We start from the raw sequence: 19,989 nt of genomic DNA, 5'->3' as shown, positions 1-19,989 counted from the left end.
CGGCTTGCTCCAGGCCGTACGGACGGCCTGTCTCGGACCGCACGCGCTGCCCTGCTTCCGGACCGCATGGACGGCCTGCTCCGGACCGCACGGGCGGCCCTCAGACCGCACCGACAGCCCTGCCCCAGGCCGTACGGACGGCCTGCTTCCCGCCACAGGGGCGGCTTGCTCCAGGCCGTACGGACGGCCTGTCTCGGACCGCACGGGCTGCCCTGCTTCCGGACCGCACGGACGGCCTGTTCCGGACCGCACGGACGGCCAGCTTGCCGTCGCATGGACGGCTTGCCTCAGGCCGCACGGACGGCCTGTTCCGGACCGCACGGACGGCCTGCTTGCCGTCGCATGGACGGCTTGCCTCAGGCCGCACGGACGGCCTGTTCCGGACCGCACGGACGGCCTGCTTGCCGTCACACGGACGGCTTGCCTCAGGCCGCACCCACGGCCCTGCTCCAGACCGCACCGACGGCCTGTCTCGGGCCGCATGGACGGCCTGCCTCAGGCCGCAATGACGGCCCTAAGCCAAGCCGCACGGAACGGCCCGCTTCAGGCCGCTTCGGCAGCCTGAACCCTGCTGTACCGGCGGCCGTCTCAACGTCGTGTCGACGGCCTGCCAGACGCCGTACCGGCGGCCGTCTCAACGCCGTGGCGACGGCCCTGCTGCCCCCTCACTCCGGCGGCGTCGCCGGAGAGGAGCCCGGTGCCGGGGGCGATGTCCGGCCCGACGGCGGAGCCGACGCGCCGGCCGCAGCCGTGTTGCCCGCCCGTTCGGCCAGCCCAGGGAAGGCTACGCTGTCGCCGCGCCAGCGCACCGCCCGCACCGCCGCCTCCCGCAGCGCCCCGGCCGCCTCCCGCCGCCGCGCCCCCGCCGACGCCCGCACCAGGTCGGAGTAGACCCCGGCCACACGGTCCTCCAGCTCGGCGGCGAGCCGGACCGCCGCCGCGGAATCCGCCACCGGGAACGGCAGCGCGTACCCGGCGCTCGCCGCGACCGGCGTCGCACCCCGGTCGCGCACCTCGCGGGCCAGCGCGTCCCGGCGCGCCCGGTGCGCGTCGTACGCCGCCCGCGCCTCCGTGCGCCGTCCCTCAAGGATCCGCCCGCCGACCACGCCGTACCCGTACACGGCGGCGTGCTCGGCCGCCAGCGCGGCCTGCAGTGCCTGAAGTTCCTCGCTCGCCCTGCTCATCGGGCCCCCTCCGTCAGCAGAAACGCGTGCGCCGCACCGGCCGCCGCCACCGACGCCAACAGCCGCGCCAGCTCGCCCGGCACCTCCAGCAGCGCGGTCGTCCGGGCGTCGGCCAGCGCCCGCTCGGCCTCGGCGAGACCGGCCAGGGCGGCCTTCTCGTCCACGGGCACGGGGGCCGTCGTAGCAGCCGAAGGGGCAGGGGAGGGGGAAGGTGACGGGGAGGGTTTCTGCCTGTCCTTCTTGCCGCCCTTCTCCACGTCCCCGAACGCCTCCACATGCCGCACCACCTCCGCCCGCAGCGGCGACAGCCGCCCCGCCAGCTTTGGATGCGCGGCGAGCACGGCGGCGTAGCGCTCCGACAGAGCGGCGCTGTCCCGCGCCGCACGCGCGCGTACCCGGTCGCTCACCGAGGGGCCGCCCGCGCTCTCCTCCTCCGAGGAACCGCCGGACCCCGGCGAGCAGCCCATGAGCAGGGCGGCCCCGGCGGCCGTGGCGAACAGGGATCTTCTGCGCGGCCCCGAGAGGGTGCGCGGCGGCGAGGGGTACGGCACTGCAGACGTCCTCGGGGAGCTCGTACGGCGGAAGGCTTCAGAAGGCGGGCCGCGGGCCCGTGATCACCGTACCGTGCACTCTCCGTGCCCAGGTGGACGGCAACACTCCCCGCGACCGGATACCCTTTGACCAGACACGCGACCCATCCCACAACAGCACACGCGGCCGAGGAGTCACCCGGATGAGCACCACCCCCAGCGAGAGGCTGCGAGAACTGCTCGAACCGCTCGTCACGGCACAGGGCCTCGATCTCGAGGAGATCGCCGTGGACTCCGTAGGACGCAAGAGAGTGCTGCGCGTCGTCGTCGACTCCGACACCGGGGCGGACCTGGACCAGATCGCCGATGTGAGCCGCGCGCTCTCGGCGAAGCTCGACGAGACGGACGCGATGGGCGCGGGGGCGTACGACCTGGAGGTCGGCACGCCGGGAGCGGAGCGCTCCCTGACCGAGCACCGCCACTACGTACGGGCCACCGGCCGCCTGGTGAAGTTCCAGCTCACCGAGGGCGGCGACCTGGTGGCCAGGATCCTGAAGGTCGACGACGAGGGCGTCGACCTGGAGGTGCCGGGAGTCAAGGGCCGCAAGCCCACCGCACGCAGACTCGCCTTCGCGGATGTCGCCAAGGCGCGCGTGCAGGTCGAGTTCAGCCGCAAGGACAAGCACGAAGAAGCAGAGGAGGCGTAGCCGTGGACATCGACATGAGTGCCCTGCGGGGCTTGGTACGGGAGAAGGAGATCTCCTTCGACCTGCTGGTCGAGGCGATCGAGTCGGCCCTCCTCATCGCCTACCACCGCACCGAGGGAAGCCGCCGCCACGCGCGCGTGGAGCTCAACCGGGAGACCGGACATGTGACCGTGTGGGCGAAGGAGGACCCCGAGGACCTCGAAGAGGGCCAGGAGCCCCGGGAGTTCGACGACACGCCGTCCGGTTTCGGCCGGATCGCCGCGACCACCGCCAAGCAGGTGATCCTGCAGCGCCTGCGCGACGCCGAGGACGACGCCACGCTCGGCGAGTACGCGGGCCGCGAGGGCGACATCGTCACCGGCGTGGTCCAGCAGGGCCGCGACCCGAAGAACGTGCTCGTCGACATCGGCAAGCTGGAGGCCATCCTGCCGGTGCAGGAGCAGGTCCCCGGCGAGACGTACCCGCACGGCATGCGTCTGCGCTCGTACGTCGTCCGGGTGGCCAAGGGCGTACGCGGACCGTCGGTCACGCTCTCCCGTACGCACCCCAATCTGGTGAAGAAGCTCTTCGCCCTGGAGGTGCCGGAGATCGCCGACGGGTCCGTCGAGATCGCCGCCATCGCGCGTGAGGCCGGCCACCGCACGAAGATCGCCGTACGGTCCACCCGCAGCGGCCTGAACGCCAAGGGCGCCTGCATCGGCCCCATGGGCGGCCGGGTGCGCAACGTCATGGGCGAGCTGAACGGCGAGAAGATCGACATCGTCGACTGGTCGGACGACCCGGCCGAGATGGTGGCGAATGCGCTGTCGCCCGCGCGGGTGTCCAAGGTCGAGGTCGTGGACATGGCGTCCCGGTCCGCCCGGGTGACCGTGCCCGACTACCAGCTGTCACTGGCGATCGGCAAGGAGGGACAGAACGCCCGCCTCGCCGCCCGTCTGACCGGCTGGCGCATCGACATCCGGCCCGACACCGAGCAGGCCGGGGAATAGATCCCGGACGCGAAGCGCTTGGATCACGACAGATTACTCGCGGCAACTGTTCGATTCCTGCCCCAAAAGGGTGAGGACCGTACGGGGAGGTAGACTTAGCTGTGTCTGGCCGGACGCACGCCGGAGCATGCCCTGAACGCACCTGTGTGGGGTGCCGGGAGCGAGCGGCCAAGAGTGATCTGCTGCGCATCGTGGCGATCGAGGACGAGTGTGTCCCTGATCCTCGCGGTACGCTGCCCGGCCGGGGTGCCTATGTACACCCCGCCGTGGTCTGTCTCGACCAGGCGGTCCGCCGCCGGGCGTTCACCCGGGCACTGCGTGCCCCGGGCGCGCTCGACACAAAGGCGTTGCGCCGGTACGTCGAGCAGACAACAGTTGCTGAGCAGGCAACACCGTAAGAAGCGTCGTACGGAACCCCGTGCGGCCCTGGTACCTCGCGAGTCGAAAGCAGGTCGAGATTGCGATGAGCACTCGATGAGTACGCGATGAGTACGCCCATGAAGTAGCGACGGTCCGGCCGCAACCCGGACCTAAAAGGAGCGAAGTGGCTAAGGTCCGGGTATACGAACTCGCCAAGGAGTTCGGTGTGGAGAGCAAGGTCGTCATGGCCAAGCTCCAGGAACTCGGTGAATTCGTCCGTTCGGCGTCTTCGACGATCGAAGCGCCGGTGGTACGCAAACTGACTGACGCCTTCCAGGGCGGCGGCAGCGGCAAGTCCGCCAAGCCCGCCCCGCGCAAGGCCGCCCCCAAGCCCGCCCCCGCGCCCTCCCCGGCGCAGGCGGCACGTCCGGCTGCCCCGCGGCCGGCCGCCCCCAAGCCCTCCGTGGCCCAGGCGCCCGCCGCTCCGGCGGCCCCCGCCCCGGCCGCCCCGACCCCGGGCCCGCGTCCGGTGCCGGGCCCCAAGCCCGCGCCGCGCCCCGCCCCGGCCGCCCCGGAGTTCACCGCTCCGCCGTCGGCCCCGGCTCCCCAGGCGCCCGCCGCCCAGGGCCCGCGTCCCGGTGCCCGTCCCGGCCCGAAGCCCGGTGGTGCCCGTCCGGGCGGACCTGGCCAGGACCGCGGTCAGGGACAGCGTCCCGCCCAGGGCCCGCGCCAGGGTGGCGCCGGCGCACCGCGTCCGGGCGCCCGTCCGGCCGGTCCGCGTCCGGGCAACAACCCCTTCACCTCCGGCGGCAACGCCGGTATGGCTCGCCCGCAGGCTCCCCGCCCGCAGGGTGGCCCGCGTCCCGGCGGCCCCGGTGGTGCCCCCGGCGGCGGCCCGCGTCCCCAGGCGCCCGGCGCCCAGGGCGGCGGTCCCCGTCCGCAGGCTCCCGGCGGTGCCCGTCCGAGCCCGGCCGGCATGCCCCGCCCGCAGGGCGGCGGCCCGCGTCCCGGCCCGGCCGGTCCGCGTCCGAACCCCGGCATGATGCCGCAGCGTCCCGCTGCCGGCCCGCGTCCCGGCCCCGGCGGCCGTGGTCCGGGCGGCGGTGCGGGTCGTCCCGGCGGCGGCGCCGGTCGTCCCGGTGGCGGCGGCTTCGCCCGTCCCGGTGGCGGCGGTGCCCGTCCCGGCGGTGGCGGTGGCTTCGGCGCCCGTCCCGGTGGCGGCGGCTTCGGCGGCGGTCCCGGTGGCGGCGGTGGCGGCGGTGGCCGTCCCGGCTTCGGTGGCCGTCCCGGCGGTCCCGGTGGCCGCGGTGGCACGCAGGGCGCCTTCGGCCGTCCCGGTGGTCCCGCGCGTCGTGGCCGCAAGTCGAAGCGGCAGAGGCGCCAGGAGTACGAGGCCATGCAGGCCCCGAGCGTCGGCGGCGTGATGCTGCCGCGCGGCAACGGCGAGACCATCCGTCTCTCCCGCGGCGCGTCGCTCACCGACTTCGCGGAGAAGATCAACGCCAACCCGGCGTCGCTCGTCGCCGTGATGATGAACCTCGGCGAGATGGTCACCGCCACGCAGTCCGTCTCCGACGAGACGCTGCAGCTCCTCGCCGACGAGATGAACTACAACGTTCAGATCGTCAGCCCGGAGGAGGAGGACCGCGAGCTGCTCGAGTCCTTCGACATCGAGTTCGGCGAGGACGAGGGCGACGAGGAGGACCTGGTGGTCCGTCCGCCGGTCGTCACCGTCATGGGTCACGTCGACCACGGTAAGACCCGACTCCTCGACGCCATCCGCAAGACGAACGTCATCGCGGGCGAGGCCGGCGGCATCACCCAGCACATCGGTGCCTACCAGGTCTCGACCCAGGTCAACGAAGAGGACCGCGCGATCACCTTCATCGACACCCCGGGTCACGAGGCGTTCACCGCCATGCGTGCCCGTGGTGCCCGGTCGACGGACATCGCGATCCTGGTCGTCGCGGCCAACGACGGCGTCATGCCGCAGACGGTCGAGGCGCTCAACCACGCCAAGGCCGCCGATGTGCCGATCGTCGTCGCGGTCAACAAGATCGACGTCGAGGGCGCCGACCCGACCAAGGTGCGCGGTCAGCTGACCGAGTACGGTCTGGTGGCCGAGGAGTACGGCGGCGACACCATGTTCGTCGACATCTCCGCCAAGCAGGGCCTGCACATCGACAGCCTGCTGGAGGCCGTGATCCTCACGGCCGACGCCTCGCTCGACCTGCGGGCCAACCCGAACCAGGACGCGCAGGGCATCTCGATCGAGTCCCGCCTCGACCGCGGCCGCGGTGCCGTGGCGACGGTCCTCGTCCAGCGAGGCACCCTGCGGGTCGGCGACACGATGGTCGTGGGCGACGCCTACGGCCGAGTCCGCGCCATGCTCGACGACAACGGCAACACCGTCGCCGAGGCGGGCCCGTCGACGCCGGTCCAGGTCCTGGGCCTGACCAACGTCCCGGGTGCGGGCGACAACTTCCTGGTGGTCGACGAGGACCGTACGGCCCGTCAGATCGCCGAGAAGCGCGCCGCCCGTGAGCGCAACGCGGCCTTCGCCAAGCGCACGCGCCGTGTGTCCCTGGAGGACCTGGACAAGGTGCTCAAGGCCGGCGAGGTCCAGCAGCTGAACCTGATCATCAAGGGTGACGCCTCTGGTTCCGTCGAGGCCCTGGAGTCCTCCCTGCTCCAGCTGGACGTCGGCGAAGAGGTCGACATCCGCGTCCTGCACCGCGGCGTCGGTGCGGTCACGGAGTCCGACATCGACCTGGCCATGGGCTCCGACGCGATCGTCATCGGCTTCAACGTCCGGGCAGCCGGCCGTGCGCAGCAGATGGCGGAGCGCGAGGGCGTGGACGTCCGGTACTACTCGGTCATCTACCAGGCGATCGAGGAGATCGAGGCGGCCCTCAAGGGCATGCTCAAGCCGGAGTACGAAGAGGTCGAGCTCGGTACGGCGGAGATCCGCGAGGTCTTCAAGTCGTCCAAGCTGGGCAACATCGCCGGTGTCCTCATCCGCTCGGGCGAGGTCCGCCGCAACACCAAGGCGCGCCTCATCCGCGACGGCAAGGTGGTCGCGGAGAACCTCAACATCGAGGGCCTGCGTCGCTTCAAGGACGACGTCACCGAGATCCGCGAAGGGTTCGAGGGCGGTATCAACCTCGGCAACTTCAACGACATCAAGGTCGACGACGTCATCGCGACGTACGAGATGCGGGAGAAGCCGCGCGGGTGACCTGACACGCGACCGGGGCCGGTCGGCGGAGATTATTTCCGTCGATCGGCCCTGGCCGTTGCGTGTACGGTTCCCGTATCGGCGCCGCGGAAGCCTGGCGCCCGTACCCCGAACCGGCGGGACATCCGGACAACACATGTATGTGGGGACTCTGTCCTTCGATCTGCTCCTCGGCGACGTCCACTCGCTCAAGGAGAAGCGTTCCCTGGTCCGTCCGATCGTGGCCGAGCTCCAGCGCAAGTACGCGGTGAGCGCGGCGGAGACGGACCACCAGGACCTCCACCGCAGGGCCCAGATCGGGCTCGCGTTCGTCTCGGGGGACACCGGGCACCTCAGCGACGTACTGGACCGCTGTGAGCGGCTGGTCGCCGGGCGGCCCGAGGTGGAGCTGCTCTCGGTTCGACGCAGACTCCACAGCGACGAAGACTGAAGCAACGAGCAAGACACTTAAGGAGACGGACCAGTGGCCGACAACGCGCGGGCCAAGAGACTGGCGGACCTCATCCGAGAGGTGGTGGCCCAGAAGCTGCAGCGCGGGATCAAGGACCCGCGGCTCGGCTCGCACGTCACCATCACGGACACCCGGGTCACCGGTGACCTCAGGGAGGCGACCGTCTTCTACACGGTGTACGGCGACGAGGAGGAGCGTAAGGCCGCCGCGGCGGGCCTGGAGAGCGCGAAGGGCATCCTGCGCTCCGAGGTCGGGCGCGCGGCCGGCGTGAAGTTCACGCCGACCCTCACCTTCGTCGCCGACGCCCTCCCGGACAACGCCCGCACCATCGAGGACCTCCTCGACAAGGCGCGCGCCTCTGACGCCAAGGTGCGTGAGGCGTCCGCGGGCGCGGGTTACGCCGGCGAGGCGGACCCGTACCGCAAGCCCGGTGACGACGAGACGGACGACACCGCCGAATGAACCGCAAGACCACCGCGCCCGACGGCCTTGTCATCGTCGACAAGCCGTCGGGCTTCACTTCGCACGACGTCGTGGCCAAGATGCGCGGCATCGCCCGCACCCGCCGCGTCGGCCACGCCGGCACCCTCGACCCGATGGCGACGGGCGTCCTCGTCCTCGGCCTGGAGAAGGCGACCAAGCTCCTCGGGCACCTCGCCCTCACCGAGAAGGAGTACCTGGGCACGGTCCGCCTGGGCCAGACGACCCTGACCGACGACGCCGAGGGCGAGATCACGGGGTCGGTCGACGCCTCGAAGGTCACCCGCGACGCCGTCGACTCCGGCATCGCCAAGCTCACCGGCGACATCATGCAGGTCCCGTCCAAGGTCAGCGCCATCAAGATCGACGGCGTACGGTCCTACAAGCGGGCCCGCGAGGGCGAGGACTTCGAGATCCCCGCCCGCCCGGTCACCGTCTCCTCCTTCACGGTCCACGACGTCCGGGACGCCGTCGCCGAGGACGGCACGCCAGTCCTCGACCTGGTCGTCTCCGTCGTCTGCTCCTCCGGCACCTACATCCGCGCCCTCGCCCGCGACCTGGGCGCCGACCTGGGCGTCGGAGGCCACCTCACGGCCCTGCGACGCACCCGCGTGGGCCCGTACAAGCTGGACACGGCCAGGACGCTCGACCAGCTCCAGCAGGAGCTGACCGTGATGCCGATCGCCGAGGCGGCCTCGGCCGCCTTCCCGCGCTGGGACGTCGACGCCAGGCGAGCCCGGCTGCTCACCAACGGCGTCCGCCTGGAGATGCCCGACGAGTACGCGGGCGCCGGCCCGGTCGCCGTCTTCGACCCCGAGGGCCGCTTCCTCGCCCTGGTCGAGGAACAGAAGGGCAAGGCGAAGAGCCTGACCGTCCTCGCGTAGGGCCATGGCTGCTGACGGCCTGTCCGTGGAGCGGCGGACACGGGGTACGTCCCCGCCGCTCCACGGTCCCCCCTCGGTTCCCCCACCCTAGGGTGTATCCAAGGACCCCCTTCCGTTCACCCGTCCGGGCGGGCGCTCGGAGTGAACCGAGGGAGCGCAAGGGGGCGCTTTCGTCCGGCGATCTGTCCCGCTGATCAACACCCGCCTACCGTCGAACACAGGTAGGGCGCGCGGCGGGAGGTACGACGATGGCGGGAACCGTCCCACCGACCACGGAGGCCACGGCCTCCACGGCCGGCTCCGGCCCCGACACATCCCTCGTGCGCATCCGCGACCTCGCAGGCCGCACCCGCGGCACCGGCTTCGTGGCCGACCACCACGGCACCGTGGTCACCAGCCACGAGGCCGTCGACGGCCTGGCCCGCCTGGTCCTGCACGGCCCCGGGGACCGCACCTGCGTCGTACCGGCCGACGCGGTCACCGCGCTGCCGGAGCGCGACCTGGCCCTGATCCGCACCGAGGGCCTGGGCGGGGACCCGCTCCCGATCACCGTGCGGGACCGCGTCGACCGCGGTACCTATGTGCGGATCGCCGCCGGACGCTGGCGTGAGGCGCGGGTGCTGGCCGCGACCTCCGCGACGTACACGGCCACCGACCGCTTCCACCTCCTCGACGACGCCCTGGAACTGGCGATCGGCACGGCCGGGCGGGACGCGCTGCGGCTGGGCGGCCCGGCGTCCGGGGGACCGGTCCTGGACGCGGCGACCGGCGCCGTCGTCGCAGTCCTCGGCACGGCCCTGCACTCCGGCCACAACGACATCGGCTTCGCGGTCCCGCTCCGCCCGGCCGGCCCGGACGCCCTGGCCGACCTCCTGGCCCGCAACGCGGCGACCGTCCCCGCCTACGGCACCGACCTCAACCTCGCCGGCGTCCTGGAGCTCACCGCGACCTCCGTCGGCTCCGACGGCCCACCGACCGCCCAGCCGGGGCTCGTCGGCGCGGCGGTGGAGCCGGTGGAGCGCGCCGCACCGGCGCGGGAGTTCGCCGCCTTCGCCGCGAGCCGGTCCGCGGCCGTCCTGGCCCTCGTCGGGGCCCCGGGCAGCGGTCGTACGACGGAACTGGCGGCCCTCGCGGCACGGCGCGGGCGCGGGCCGGAACCGACGCCCACCCTGTGGCTGCGCGGCGCGGACCTCGGCGACGCGGACACGTCGATCGCGGACGCGGCCCACCGGGCGCTGGCGCGGGCCGCGCGTATCGTCGCCGCGTCCCGCCCCGAGTCCGCCGACGACCTCGGCGACATCGGCCCGGACCGCGTCGCCCACCTGGCCACCGCGGCCGGCCGCACCCTCTACCTCCTCCTCGACGGCCCCGAGGAGATGCCCCCCGTCCTCGCTCAGCGCCTCCCGACCTGGACCCACGGCACAGCGACCTGGCTCCACGAGACGGGCGCCCGCCTGATCGTGGCGTGCCGCCCGGAGTACTGGGAGGCGGCGGGGGCGGAGTTCCCGGAGGGGATGCTGTACCGGCCGAATGTCGAGGAACAGCCAGATCATTCGGTTCATCCGGCTTCTGTTGACGAGGAACGGCTGGTCATCTCGGCCCGTCCGGCGATTGAGGACGAGGCCGTTCAGGCCGAAGCGCGGGTCCAGGGGGCGGCAGCCCCCTGGTGGCGTCGAAGGGGCGAAGCCCCTGGGGATGGGACGGGTAGGGGCGGCGGGGGCGAATCCCTTCCACCCCGCGTCCACCTCGCCGACCTCACCCCGCCCGAGGCCGCCGAGGCCCGCACCCGCTACGCCCTCCCCGACGGCGCCCTCACCGACCCCGCCGCCCGTCACCCCCTCACCCTCCGCCTCCTCTCCGAGGTCCGAGCCGCCTGCCCGCACCTGGAGCAGCAGCCGCCCGTCGACCGCGACGACGTCCTCGCCGCCTACCTCGACCTGATGTGCCTGCGCATCGCCGTCCGGCTCGCCGCCGACAACGGCCTGCGCGGCACCGCCGTACGCCGCCTCGCCGCCAAGGTGTCCGGTCAGGTGCACGAGGCCGCGCGGCGCAGCCTCGGCCCCGGCCGGGGTGAGCTGGACCGCGCGTCGTTCGAGGCGGTGTTCCCCTGGGGCCAGGCCCCCGCCCGCCTCGGCGGCGGCACCGGCTGGGCGTCCGCCGTGCTCACCGAGGGCCTGCTCGTCCCCGCGGGCAGCGGCTTCCGCTTCGCCCACGAGGAACTCGCCGACTGGATCCAGGGCATGCACCTCGACCTCGACGAGGCACTGCGCGCCCTGGTCCACCGCCCCCGCACACCCCGTTCCCGGCACCCGCTGCCCGTCCCGCGCCACCGCATCGGACCGGTCGTGGAGTCCCTGCTCCACCTCGCCCGCCAGCAGGGACCCGCGGAACTCGCCCTCCGCCTGCGGGAGTTGATCGCGGCATGGGACGCCGCCCCGGACACCTGGTGGGCCTCCCGCCTGCTCGCCGAGACCCTGCTACGAGTACCGGACGCCACGCCCTACACCCAAGAACTGCGCCTGCTCGCGGACCGGATCGCGGCGCATCGGCAGCGAGTGGGGGAGGCGGTGTCGGGCGGGGGTGTGGCGTATGGCCGGGGATCGGGGGAGGCGATGTCGGACGGCGGTGTGGCGTATGGGCAGCGAGTGGGGGAGGCGATCCCCGATGGGGTTGTGGCCTATGGGCGGGGATCGGGGGAGACGATGCCGGACGGGGGTGCGGCGCATGGGCGGGGATCGGGGGAGGCGATGCCGGACGGGGGTGCGGCGCACGGGCACCGAGTGGCGATGGTGACGCCGGACCGGATCGCGGCCCACCGGCCGCGAGCTGAGGACGCGCCGCCGCACCGGATCCCGGCCCATCGGCGGTCGCCGGACGAGACGTCGGCCCGGCCGCCGCACATCCCCGCAGCACCGACCGAGCCCCCACCCCCATCCCGCGTCCCCCCGGAGTTCGCGCCCCACTTCTGGACCTCCGTCAGCCTTCCCGTCGACAGCCGCCTGGACGTCCTGCGCCGACTGGTCCTGGCCGACCCCGCCCCGCAGGACACCGGTACCCCCCGCTACCTCGACGCCGTCGCGCGGCTGCTCGCCGCCGACCCCACTGCCGTACAACCGCACCTCACCCGCTGGTTCGACGACGAGCGCCCGCTGCCCGCGACCCCGCACGCCACCGTGGCGACGGCCGCGCAGGCGTTGCTGCACACGCACCGGCACCGCGCGTTGGACGAGCTGACCGAGGTGCTGGTCGGCTGTGGGCATCGGCGGGCCGACGAGCTGCTGGCGGTGCTGGCCGAGGAGGAGCCGTCGGCGCTGTGCCGCGCGGTGGACCGCTGGGCGCACGACGAGCGGCCGGCCCGCCGGGTCGCGGCGGTGGCGTACGGACTGCGCGCCGCAGCCCATGTCCGCACCGACGCCGACCGCCACCTGCTGCGCTACGCGGCCCTCGCGCTGCTCGCCCGGCCCGCCGACGTCACCCTGCACAGCGGCGCGCTCGCCCTGCTCGTACGGGATCCGGAGACGCGCGCCCGGTACCTCCCGCAGACCCTGGACCGCTTCGCCGCGGGCGATCCCCAGCTGCCGGCGAGCGCTCTCCTCGCAGCCCTCGACACCCACCCCGAGCCGGTCCTGGACGCCTTCCGGACCCGGCTGCGCCGCCCGGACGCGGACACCGGCCGGACGCTGCGCGCGCTCGCCGATGTCACCACCCCCGCGCCGGCCGGCAGGGTCGCCGCGCTCGTCCGGGAGGCGCTGGACCACCGCCCGGAGACGGCGGCCGACGTCGCCGCGTACGTGGACCGGCGCCTGGAGCACGGGCACGCCGCCCGCGCGGTGCTGTTCCCGCTGGTCACGGGGTTGCTGGACGGCGGTCCCGTACGGGTGCGGGCCGCCCTGGCCGCCGTACTGGCCGTGCCCGGCACCCCTGAGTCCCGGCCCCTGCGCGACGAGCTGCGCAGGTTCCAGCTGGCGCACGAGCGGGAGCCGTCGGTGCTGGCGGCCGTGCTGCACGCGATCGCCCCGTACGAGGGTGAGGAGGCGCGCGCCCTGGTGCACCGCACCGGGCTCCTCCTGGTCCGCACCCCGGAGGGTGCCACCCTCTTCGACCGGGGCCTGGTCGACCTGGGCCGTCATGTGCCCGGATTCGCCGCGCGGGTGACGGGCTGGCTCACCGGCGAGCCGGAGGAGTGGGCCGCCGTGGTCGGCCCCAGCGCTCGCCGCATGATCGAGAACCTGGCGGGCGTACGGGTGCCCGCGTGACCCGTACGGGCACGTGCGCCGGATCACAGCTCCGATGCCGATGAGAGCACCGGGCACCCGGCATGGCACCCTTAGAACCTGCGTAAGCGGTAAGGACAGATACGGACACGGGTTCGAGGAGCGGTCACAGTGCAGCGCTGGCGTGGCTTGGAGGACATCCCCCAGGACTGGGGGCGCAGCGTCGTCACCATCGGCTCGTACGACGGCGTCCACCGCGGGCACCAGCTGATCCTCCAGCATGCCGTGGACCGCGCCCGTGAGCTGGGCGTGCCGTCGGTCGTCGTCACCTTCGACCCGCACCCCAGCGAGGTCGTCCGCCCCGGCAGCCACCCGCCGCTGCTCGCCCCGCACCACCGTCGGGCCGAGCTGATGGGCGAGCTGGGCGTGGACGCCGTGCTGATCCTGCCCTTCACGACCGAGTTCTCGAAGCTGTCCCCGGCGGACTTCGTCGTCAAGGTCCTCGTCGACAAGCTGCACGCCAAGGCGGTCGTCGAGGGCCCGAACTTCCGCTTCGGCCACCGGGCCGCGGGCGACGTGGAGTTCCTGACCGAGCAGGGCAAGGTGTACGACTTCGAGGTCGAGGTCGTGGACCTGTTCGTGACCGGTGAGGCGGGCGGCGGCCGGCCGTTCTCCTCGACGCTGACCCGGCGCCTGGTCGCCGAGGGCGATGTGACCGGCGCCGCCGAGATCCTCGGCCGCCCGCACCGCGTCGAGGGGGTGGTCGTGCGCGGCGCGCAGCGCGGCCGCGAACTCGGCTTCCCCACGGCCAACGTGGAGACGCTCCCGCACACCGCGATCCCGGCCGACGGCGTCTACGCCGGCTGGCTGCACGCGAACGGCGAGGCGATGCCCGCCGCGATCTCCGTCGGCACGAACCCGCAGTTCGACGGCACGGAGCGCACGGTGGAGGCATACGCCATCGACCGGGTCGGGCTCGATCTGTACGGCCTGCATGTCGCCGTCGACTTCCTGGCCTTCGTGCGCGGACAGGCGAAGTTCGACACGTTGCAGGCGCTGCTGGAGCAGATGGCCGAGGACGTGCGGCGGTGCAAGGAGCTGATCGCGCAGGCGTAGCGCTTCGCGGGGCCGACGGAACGGCGAGGGCGGCCGGTGTCTTTCGGACACCGGCCGCCCTCGTTCTTGCCGGGGAGTTACTGCTGCGGCGGCTGGGGATGGCCGGGGTACGGCTGCTGGGGTTGCTGAGGCTGCTGCGGATACGGCTGACCGGGCTGCTGGGGCGGGTACGGCTGGCCGTACGGCTGCCCGGGCTGGGGCTGGGGTGCCGCCGGGTAGCCGCCCTGCGGCTGCTGTGGGTAGGGCTGTCCGGGCATGGCCTGGCCCGGCAGTGGCGGCGCGGCGACCGGGGGCGGGTTGCCGTCGCTGGTCCACAGACCGTGCATCTGCTGGTGGCGTACGAAGTCCTCGGCGACCATCGCCGCGAGGTTGAAGTACGCCTCCCGCACCTTGGGCCGCATCATGTCGAGGTCGACCTCGGCACCGGCGGCGAGGTGCTCGTCGAAGGGGACGACCACGACACCGCGGCAGCGGGTCTCGAAGTGGGCCACGATGTCCTCGACCTTGATCATCTTGCCGGTCTCGCGGACACCCGAGATCACGGTGAGGGACCGTGCGACGAGATCGGCGTACCCGTGCGCGGACAGCCAGTCCAGCGTCGTACTGGCGCTGCTCGCACCGTCCACGGACGGCGTGGAGATGATGATCAGCTGGTCGGCGAGGTCGAGCACACCGCGCATGGCGCTGTAGAGCAGACCGGTGCCGGAGTCGGTGAGGATGATCGGGTACTGGTTGCCCAGCACGTCGATGGCGCGGCGGTAGTCCTCGTCGTTGAAGGTCGTGGACACGGCCGGGTCGACGTCGTTGGCGATGATCTCCAGGCCGGAGGGCGCCTGGGAGGTGAACCGCCGGATGTCCATGTAGGAGTTGAGGTAGGGGATCGCCTGGACGAGGTCACGGATGGTCGCCCCGGTCTCCCGGCGCACGCGCCGCCCGAGCGTACCGGCGTCCGGGTTGGCGTCGATGGCCAGGATCTTGTCCTGCCGCTCGGTGGCGAGCGTGGAGCCGAGCGCGGTGGTCGTCGTGGTCTTGCCGACGCCGCCCTTGAGGCTGATGACGGCGATTCGGTAGCAGGACAGCACCGGCGTCCGGATCAGATCCAGCTTCCGCTGCCGCTCGGCCTCCTCCTTCTTCCCGCCGATCTTGAACCGCCCGCCCGCGGCGGCCGGCCGGCTGCTCTTGGCCTTCTGCTTCTTGTTGTTGAGCAGCCGGTCCGAGGACAGCTCGACGGCCGCGGTGTAACCGAGCGGCGCGGCCCCCGGGTTGACCGGCTGCCGCTGGTCGTGCTGAACGGGCTGCGGCCAGGCGGCCCCGGTGCGCGGGTCGACGGCGCCGGTCGGGGCGTGGGGCGGCTGCTGCCCCGGCTGGCCCTGCGGGAAGCCGTAACCGGTGGGCTGGGCCGGGGGGTTGGGCGCGGGCGGCTGAGGGAAGCCGTACCCGTGCTGCGCGCCGGCACCGGCGGGCGCCTGGGGGTGGGGCTGAGGCTGCGGCTGAGGCGCAGGGGGAGCCGCGGCCGGGTTCGGCTGGGCCGCGTGCGGACCCCCGTGCTGCTGGGGGAAGCCGTAGCCGCTCGGCTGGGCCGGGGGGTTGGGGATGCCCGGCTGGGCGGGGGGTGCGGTGTTGGGCCCCGGCTGCTGCGGGAAGCCGTAGCCGCCGGGGGTGTTGGGGGCAGGGGGCTGCTGCGGGAAGCCGTAGCCGCTCGGCTGGACCGGAGGGTTGGGGGCGCCCGACTGCGCGGCGGGGGCCCCGGTGTTCGGCGCGGGGGGCTGCGGGAAGCCGTACCCGGGCTGGGCGTTGGGGGTGGGCTGGGGCGCGGCGGGGGCGGCCTCGGAGCCGGGCGGGGTGGCCGGTGCACCTTGCGGGCCCGGCGCGGGCACGGGTGCGGGCGCCTGCGGCGGGACAGGGGCCTGTGGCTGGGCCGGGGCCTGTGGCTGGGCCGGGGCCTGTGGCGGAACGGGCGGCTGCGGCTGCGCGGCTGCCGCCGCCGGGGCCTGGGCGGCGGCATGCGCGGGCTGCGGCTGTGCGGGCCACTCGGCGGCGGGAGCGGGCGCGGCGGGCTGGTACGACGGCGGCAGCGGGGGCACATTGCTCTGCGGGGCCGGCGGGGGAGCCCACGGGCTCTGCGCGGCGGGGTCCACCGGCTCGGGAGACTCGGGGGACTCCGGAGCCGCCGCGGAGTCGGTGGAGGAAACGGGCTCGGGGGCAGCCGAGGGCGCCTCGGGGTCGGTGGAGGAAACGGGCTCGGGGGCAGCCGAGGGCGCCTCGGGGTCGGTGGAGGAAACGGGCTCGGAAGCTGCCGCGGCCGCCTCTGCCTCCGCCTCTGCCGCCGTCACGTTCTGCGCGTCACCGGCGCCCTGAGCCTCACCGTCATCGGTCGCCTCCGCGCCCGCACCGCTCGCGGAACCGGCCTCCTCACCCTCGGCAGAGGACTCGGCGTCCTCCACGGAGAAGACCGGGAAGGTGGGGAAGGTGACCTCGGGTTCGGCGGGCGCTTCGGCGTCCGCCTGGTCGGACGCCTCGGCGGGAGCCTCGGAGGCGGCGTCCGCATCCCCCGCCTGCTCACCCCCGTCCGCAGGGGTGGGCGCAGCCGCCGCCCCCGCGAGCTGCTCCGCGATCCCCTGCTTCAGCGCGGCCGGCGAGAACCTGATCGTGGCCCCGCTCTCCAGATCACCCGAACCGGAGCCGCTCTCCTGCTCGCCCACCGGCGCGACGGCGGGCTGCACAGGCTGCGGCGGCCGCAGCTCGAACCCGCTCTCCGGAGGAATCCCGGGCACGGCAACGGAAGCCTCGGCAGCGGGAGGAGCAGCAGGGGGCGCAGCCGGAGGAGCAGCAGGGGGCGCAGGTGGAGCAAAGGGCGCGGGTGGCGCAGGAGCGGCGAACGGCGCCGGCCCAGGCGCGGGCGCCTGCGCTGGCACGAAAGGCGCCCCCGGCCCCGGCGGAACCGGCGGAGCATACGGCGCGGCGTCACCGGGTGTCACCGGCGGAACCACCCCGCCGGCCGACCCATCGGCAGCCGGCCCTCCGGCGGCGGGCCCACCAACGCCTGGCGCCCCCGCCTCCCCACCAGGCGGCGCCCCCGGCGTACCACCCCCGCCACCTCCGGACGTGCTCTGCGTGTACCAGGCAGGCGGCGCGTAGTCGATGGTGAACTCGCCCGTCATCTCGATGTCGGACTCCGCGTCGGGCTGGTCATCGCCGGGTGTGGCCCAGCCCCCGCGGATCCCGTCCCGATCGCTGCTCACAATTCCTCCTGGTGCGGCCGCTCACCCTCATACCGTGCCGGGCGGCCCTGTGTCGTTCGTATATCGTCCGAAGTTGCACGAAACCGGGACGGTCCGGACAGTGAGCACGGTGCCGTCCCTATGTCTTCCCTGGGCCGCCGACGCCGTGTCCACGGGTCCTGACATCGCGCCCGCACCCAGCCTAATCATCAGCCGCCCCACTCGGGCATGCCTGCCCACCCCTCAACGCCCGGTTGCCGCACGCCGACTTGCCCAGAAGCGTGCACTCGCCGCCAAATAGGGTGAAAGGACTCCAACTGTTCAAACGTGGCCGGGTGTTGCCGTCCCGCCCGCCCTCAGTCGATTCTCCGCGGCGAACCCAAGAGCCCGACCTCGGTATCCGTGGGCTGCGTCATCACATACCGCCGGTCACCATCGGCGCACCAGAGCGTGACGCCGTCGGGAAGCGAGGGCAGCGACTCCAGCTCGTACCGGCTCAGCGCCATGGTGCGCCCCAGCTCGGCCGCCTCATCCGGGGAGACCCGCTGCACGCCCACGAGCCGCGCCTGCCGCACCAACCGCGGTGCGACCGGACTGAGATACGGCAGGAGCGTCAGCACCGACTGCCATGGCCCGGACACGACACGGCCACGCGGCGGCCGCATGCCGCAGTCCCGTACCACCAGCACGGGCGTACCGGCCGACGCACCCTGCGGCGGCACGCGCCCCACGTCGTACACGGCCAGCCCGTTCTGTCCGCCCCCCATGGCGTGCACCATCTGAGCCCAGGCATGGGCCCGCCCGGTCTCCACGGCGACCCGAGCCCCGGTCGCCGCCGCCCTCAGGGCGAGCACCTGCGCGGTCCAGAGACCGCCGATCAACACCACGTCGTACGGGGTGGGTCTGCTGAGCCCCAGCACAGCGGGCTGCCCCTCGGCGTCCACCCCGGCCACGACACCGTCGTCGCCTATGGGTAGGGCGAGCGCGTCCAGGTGGCGCGTCGTCACGCTGTGCCGTGCGTGGCGAGGCCCGAGAAGTCCGAAACCACTGCGCAGCCGCTCCCAGGTCCACCGTCCCGTTGAGGACGGGCCGTCGCCCTGATCGCCGTGGCCACCGGGGTCGCCTTGAACACCGTGGGTTCCTGTGCCTCCTTGAGGACCGTAGACCCCCACACCACCCGCCGGCCGAGTCGTCGCAGCTGTCACCGCACACCCCCAAGAGGCAGAGTGGCCAGCATCCCGGGCAACTGTTCCCCGTCCAGGCGGGCGAGCCCCACGCCCGCCTCCCGGGCCGCGCCCTCCAGCGCCCGCCGGGCCGCCGCCAGCTCCTCCTCTCCGCGCCCGGTCACCCGCAGATGGCCGCAGAGCGACACGTCCTTCGCCTCCCCGCGGGCGAGGGTCAGGCTGAAGGTCGTGGCCAGCGCCGGTACGGTGGTGACGCGGGCCACGAGCTGCGGCAGCGACAGCCCGCCGTCGCCGCCCAGTCGGGGCCAACGGCGTATCCAGTACGTTGTGTGCCTGCGGTTGTCGCAGCGCCAGCTGCGGTCTGACTCCTCGGTTCGCCGCTCCCGCGTCCCGGTCCGCCCGGCGTCCGCGGTCACCAGTGGATTCGCGCAGGCCGAGGTGGCCAGGGCGGCGACCAACTCCTCCTCGTTCAGCACGGTGGCACGGAAACCGGCCCCCGTCAGACGGCTCGCCAGGTGATCGGCCACGCGGACGACACACTTCTGCGCTCCGAGGAGCCCGCCACCGCGCGCGGCCACGGCCTGCGGGCACAACTCGGGATCCAGCTTGAGCGCGATCCAGGTGATACGTACCGCCGGCGCACCCGTCTGCTCCTGCAAGGGCGCGTAGTTGGCGACGGCGACGGACTGTTGCGGCAGGCTCAGTGCGGGCGCGGGCTGGGTGTGCAGCACGACCTGCGCAGACTCCAGCCGGATGCCGTCCACCTCAAGGGCGTCGCCGACCAGGCCCAGCGGCAGCGGTTGCCGGGTGCGCTCGGCCCGCAGCGCGGTCGCGCCGGCCTCGACGTGCAGCACGGTGGTGACGAACGTGCCGTCCCCGATCAGTCCGACGGCCTGCTGGTCCCGGCCGTCGTACGTGTATGTCCGCAGACTGGGATCGCACTCGGTGACCGGGCTGAGTCCGGCTTCCGTGTCCGGCGGTATGCGCGTATTCACGGCCTGCCGCTGCCGAGCCCGCAACGCCCGCGCCGTGGCGATCCATTCGGGCAGTGAGCGGCCCCGCCGGCGTACGAAGGCGCCGAGCACGAGGAAGAGGGCGACGGGCGCGGTCAGGGCCAGCGCCATGGGGGCGACGACCCACCCGACTAGCAGGACAGCGGCGGCCAGTTCGAGCAGAACGACGCGTTGCAGCCGGAACGAGCCGGTGCGTCCGGCTCGCAGTGTGAGATCGACGCCTCGGCCGCGCGGAGCGGGGACGGGCGAGGACGGCTGCCGCGACGGCGTCGGGGGCGCGGAGGCACCCCGCGTCCGCGACCGCGGCCGTGTCCCGGAAGCCATCACTCCATCCCCCCGTCTCGCTTCAAAAGCGCTGGAATTCCAGCACCGCACAAGGCCCTTGAGGGCGCCAGTACCCTACCCGCCCCACAAGTCG

The 19,989-nt window shown here is 73.5% G+C and carries 14 protein-coding genes; 9 read left to right on the top strand and 5 right to left on the bottom strand.

From position 1 onward, the window contains the following. Positions 1 to 665 precede the first annotated feature (665 nt). Both ACH5AC_RS26320 and ACH5AC_RS26315 read right to left on the bottom strand, forming a co-directional pair. Positions 666 to 1,184, bottom strand: a complete 519-nt coding sequence (locus tag ACH5AC_RS26320; RefSeq protein ID WP_398864645.1) for a ferritin-like domain-containing protein — start codon at positions 1,182 to 1,184, stop codon at positions 666 to 668. Further along, positions 1,181 to 1,735, bottom strand: a complete 555-nt coding sequence (locus tag ACH5AC_RS26315; RefSeq protein ID WP_398864644.1) for a hypothetical protein — start codon at positions 1,733 to 1,735, stop codon at positions 1,181 to 1,183. The genes ACH5AC_RS26320 and ACH5AC_RS26315 overlap by 4 nt, the downstream gene beginning before the upstream one ends. A 182-nt stretch (positions 1,736 to 1,917) precedes the next feature. Here ACH5AC_RS26315 and rimP point away from each other — a divergent pair, with 182 nt between their 5' ends. The 9 genes from rimP to ACH5AC_RS26270 all read left to right on the top strand — a co-directional run bounded on the left by rimP (position 1,918) and on the right by ACH5AC_RS26270 (position 14,153). Next, complete coding sequence (gene rimP / locus ACH5AC_RS26310) at positions 1,918 to 2,421, top strand: ribosome maturation factor RimP (protein ID WP_398864643.1); 504 nt, start codon at positions 1,918 to 1,920, stop codon at positions 2,419 to 2,421. A 2-nt stretch (positions 2,422 to 2,423) separates the two neighbouring features. After that, on the top strand, positions 2,424 to 3,410 hold the full coding sequence (gene nusA / locus ACH5AC_RS26305) for a transcription termination factor NusA (RefSeq protein ID WP_062156523.1): 987 nt from the start codon (positions 2,424 to 2,426) through the stop codon (positions 3,408 to 3,410). 101 nt (positions 3,411 to 3,511) lie between these two features. Continuing rightward, positions 3,512 to 3,808 (top strand): YlxR family protein, encoded by a 297-nt coding sequence (locus ACH5AC_RS26300; RefSeq protein WP_398864642.1) that lies wholly within the window; start codon positions 3,512 to 3,514, stop codon positions 3,806 to 3,808. 146 nt (positions 3,809 to 3,954) lie between these two features. Then, positions 3,955 to 7,008, top strand: coding sequence for a translation initiation factor IF-2 (gene infB, locus ACH5AC_RS26295; protein WP_398864641.1), 3,054 nt, complete (start codon positions 3,955 to 3,957; stop codon positions 7,006 to 7,008). A 136-nt stretch (positions 7,009 to 7,144) separates the two neighbouring features. Then, positions 7,145 to 7,438, top strand: coding sequence for a DUF503 domain-containing protein (locus tag ACH5AC_RS26290; RefSeq protein ID WP_398864640.1), 294 nt, complete (start codon positions 7,145 to 7,147; stop codon positions 7,436 to 7,438). Between the two features lie 33 nt (positions 7,439 to 7,471). Continuing rightward, positions 7,472 to 7,921: a 30S ribosome-binding factor RbfA gene (gene rbfA, locus ACH5AC_RS26285; RefSeq protein ID WP_398864639.1), complete on the top strand. Its 450-nt coding sequence runs from the start codon at positions 7,472 to 7,474 to the stop codon at positions 7,919 to 7,921. Continuing rightward, positions 7,918 to 8,823, top strand: coding sequence for a tRNA pseudouridine(55) synthase TruB (gene truB, locus ACH5AC_RS26280; protein WP_398864638.1), 906 nt, complete (start codon positions 7,918 to 7,920; stop codon positions 8,821 to 8,823). The genes rbfA and truB overlap by 4 nt, the downstream gene beginning before the upstream one ends. A 248-nt stretch (positions 8,824 to 9,071) precedes the next feature. Next, entirely contained in the window at positions 9,072 to 13,079 is a 4,008-nt protein-coding gene (locus ACH5AC_RS26275; protein ID WP_398864637.1) for a trypsin-like peptidase domain-containing protein, read from the top strand. A 129-nt stretch (positions 13,080 to 13,208) separates the two neighbouring features. Continuing rightward, complete coding sequence (locus tag ACH5AC_RS26270; protein ID WP_398864636.1) at positions 13,209 to 14,153, top strand: bifunctional riboflavin kinase/FAD synthetase; 945 nt, start codon at positions 13,209 to 13,211, stop codon at positions 14,151 to 14,153. A gap of 77 nt (positions 14,154 to 14,230) precedes the next feature. Here ACH5AC_RS26270 and ACH5AC_RS26265 read toward each other — a convergent pair whose 3' ends face one another. The 3 genes from ACH5AC_RS26265 to eccE form a co-directional block, all read right to left on the bottom strand. Continuing rightward, the gene (locus tag ACH5AC_RS26265) at positions 14,231 to 17,395 is read right to left on the bottom strand and encodes an SCO5717 family growth-regulating ATPase (protein ID WP_398864635.1); all 3,165 of its coding nucleotides are present in this window, start codon (positions 17,393 to 17,395) and stop codon (positions 14,231 to 14,233) included. Between the two features lie 335 nt (positions 17,396 to 17,730). After that, positions 17,731 to 18,579 (bottom strand): hypothetical protein, encoded by an 849-nt coding sequence (locus ACH5AC_RS26260; protein ID WP_398864634.1) that lies wholly within the window; start codon positions 18,577 to 18,579, stop codon positions 17,731 to 17,733. Further along, positions 18,576 to 19,895 carry a type VII secretion protein EccE gene (eccE, locus tag ACH5AC_RS26255; RefSeq protein WP_398864633.1) on the bottom strand — a complete coding sequence of 440 codons (1,320 nt, stop codon included), beginning with the start codon at positions 19,893 to 19,895 and terminating at the stop codon, positions 18,576 to 18,578. The genes ACH5AC_RS26260 and eccE overlap by 4 nt, the downstream gene beginning before the upstream one ends. Positions 19,896 to 19,989: the final 94 nt, after the last annotated feature.

Origin of the sequence: Streptomyces sp. NPDC018693 (genome assembly GCF_044391385.1) — a bacterium.
Classification (GTDB): Bacteria; Actinomycetota; Actinomycetes; order Streptomycetales; family Streptomycetaceae; genus Streptomyces.
The sequence above is the reverse complement of the archived record's forward strand: the minus strand, read 5'-3'. Positions and strand labels throughout refer to the sequence as shown.

Coding starts and splice junctions, on each gene's coding strand:
- rimP (WP_398864643.1), top strand. CDS start 1,918: ATGAGCACCACCCCCAGCGAGAGGCTGCGAGAACTGCTCGAACCGCTC.
- ACH5AC_RS26290 (WP_398864640.1), top strand. CDS start 7,145: ATGTATGTGGGGACTCTGTCCTTCGATCTGCTCCTCGGCGACGTCCAC.
- ACH5AC_RS26275 (WP_398864637.1), top strand. CDS start 9,072: ATGGCGGGAACCGTCCCACCGACCACGGAGGCCACGGCCTCCACGGCC.
- truB (WP_398864638.1), top strand. CDS start 7,918: ATGAACCGCAAGACCACCGCGCCCGACGGCCTTGTCATCGTCGACAAG.
- eccE (WP_398864633.1), bottom strand. CDS start 19,895: ATGGCTTCCGGGACACGGCCGCGGTCGCGGACGCGGGGTGCCTCCGCG.
- ACH5AC_RS26320 (WP_398864645.1), bottom strand. CDS start 1,184: ATGAGCAGGGCGAGCGAGGAACTTCAGGCACTGCAGGCCGCGCTGGCG.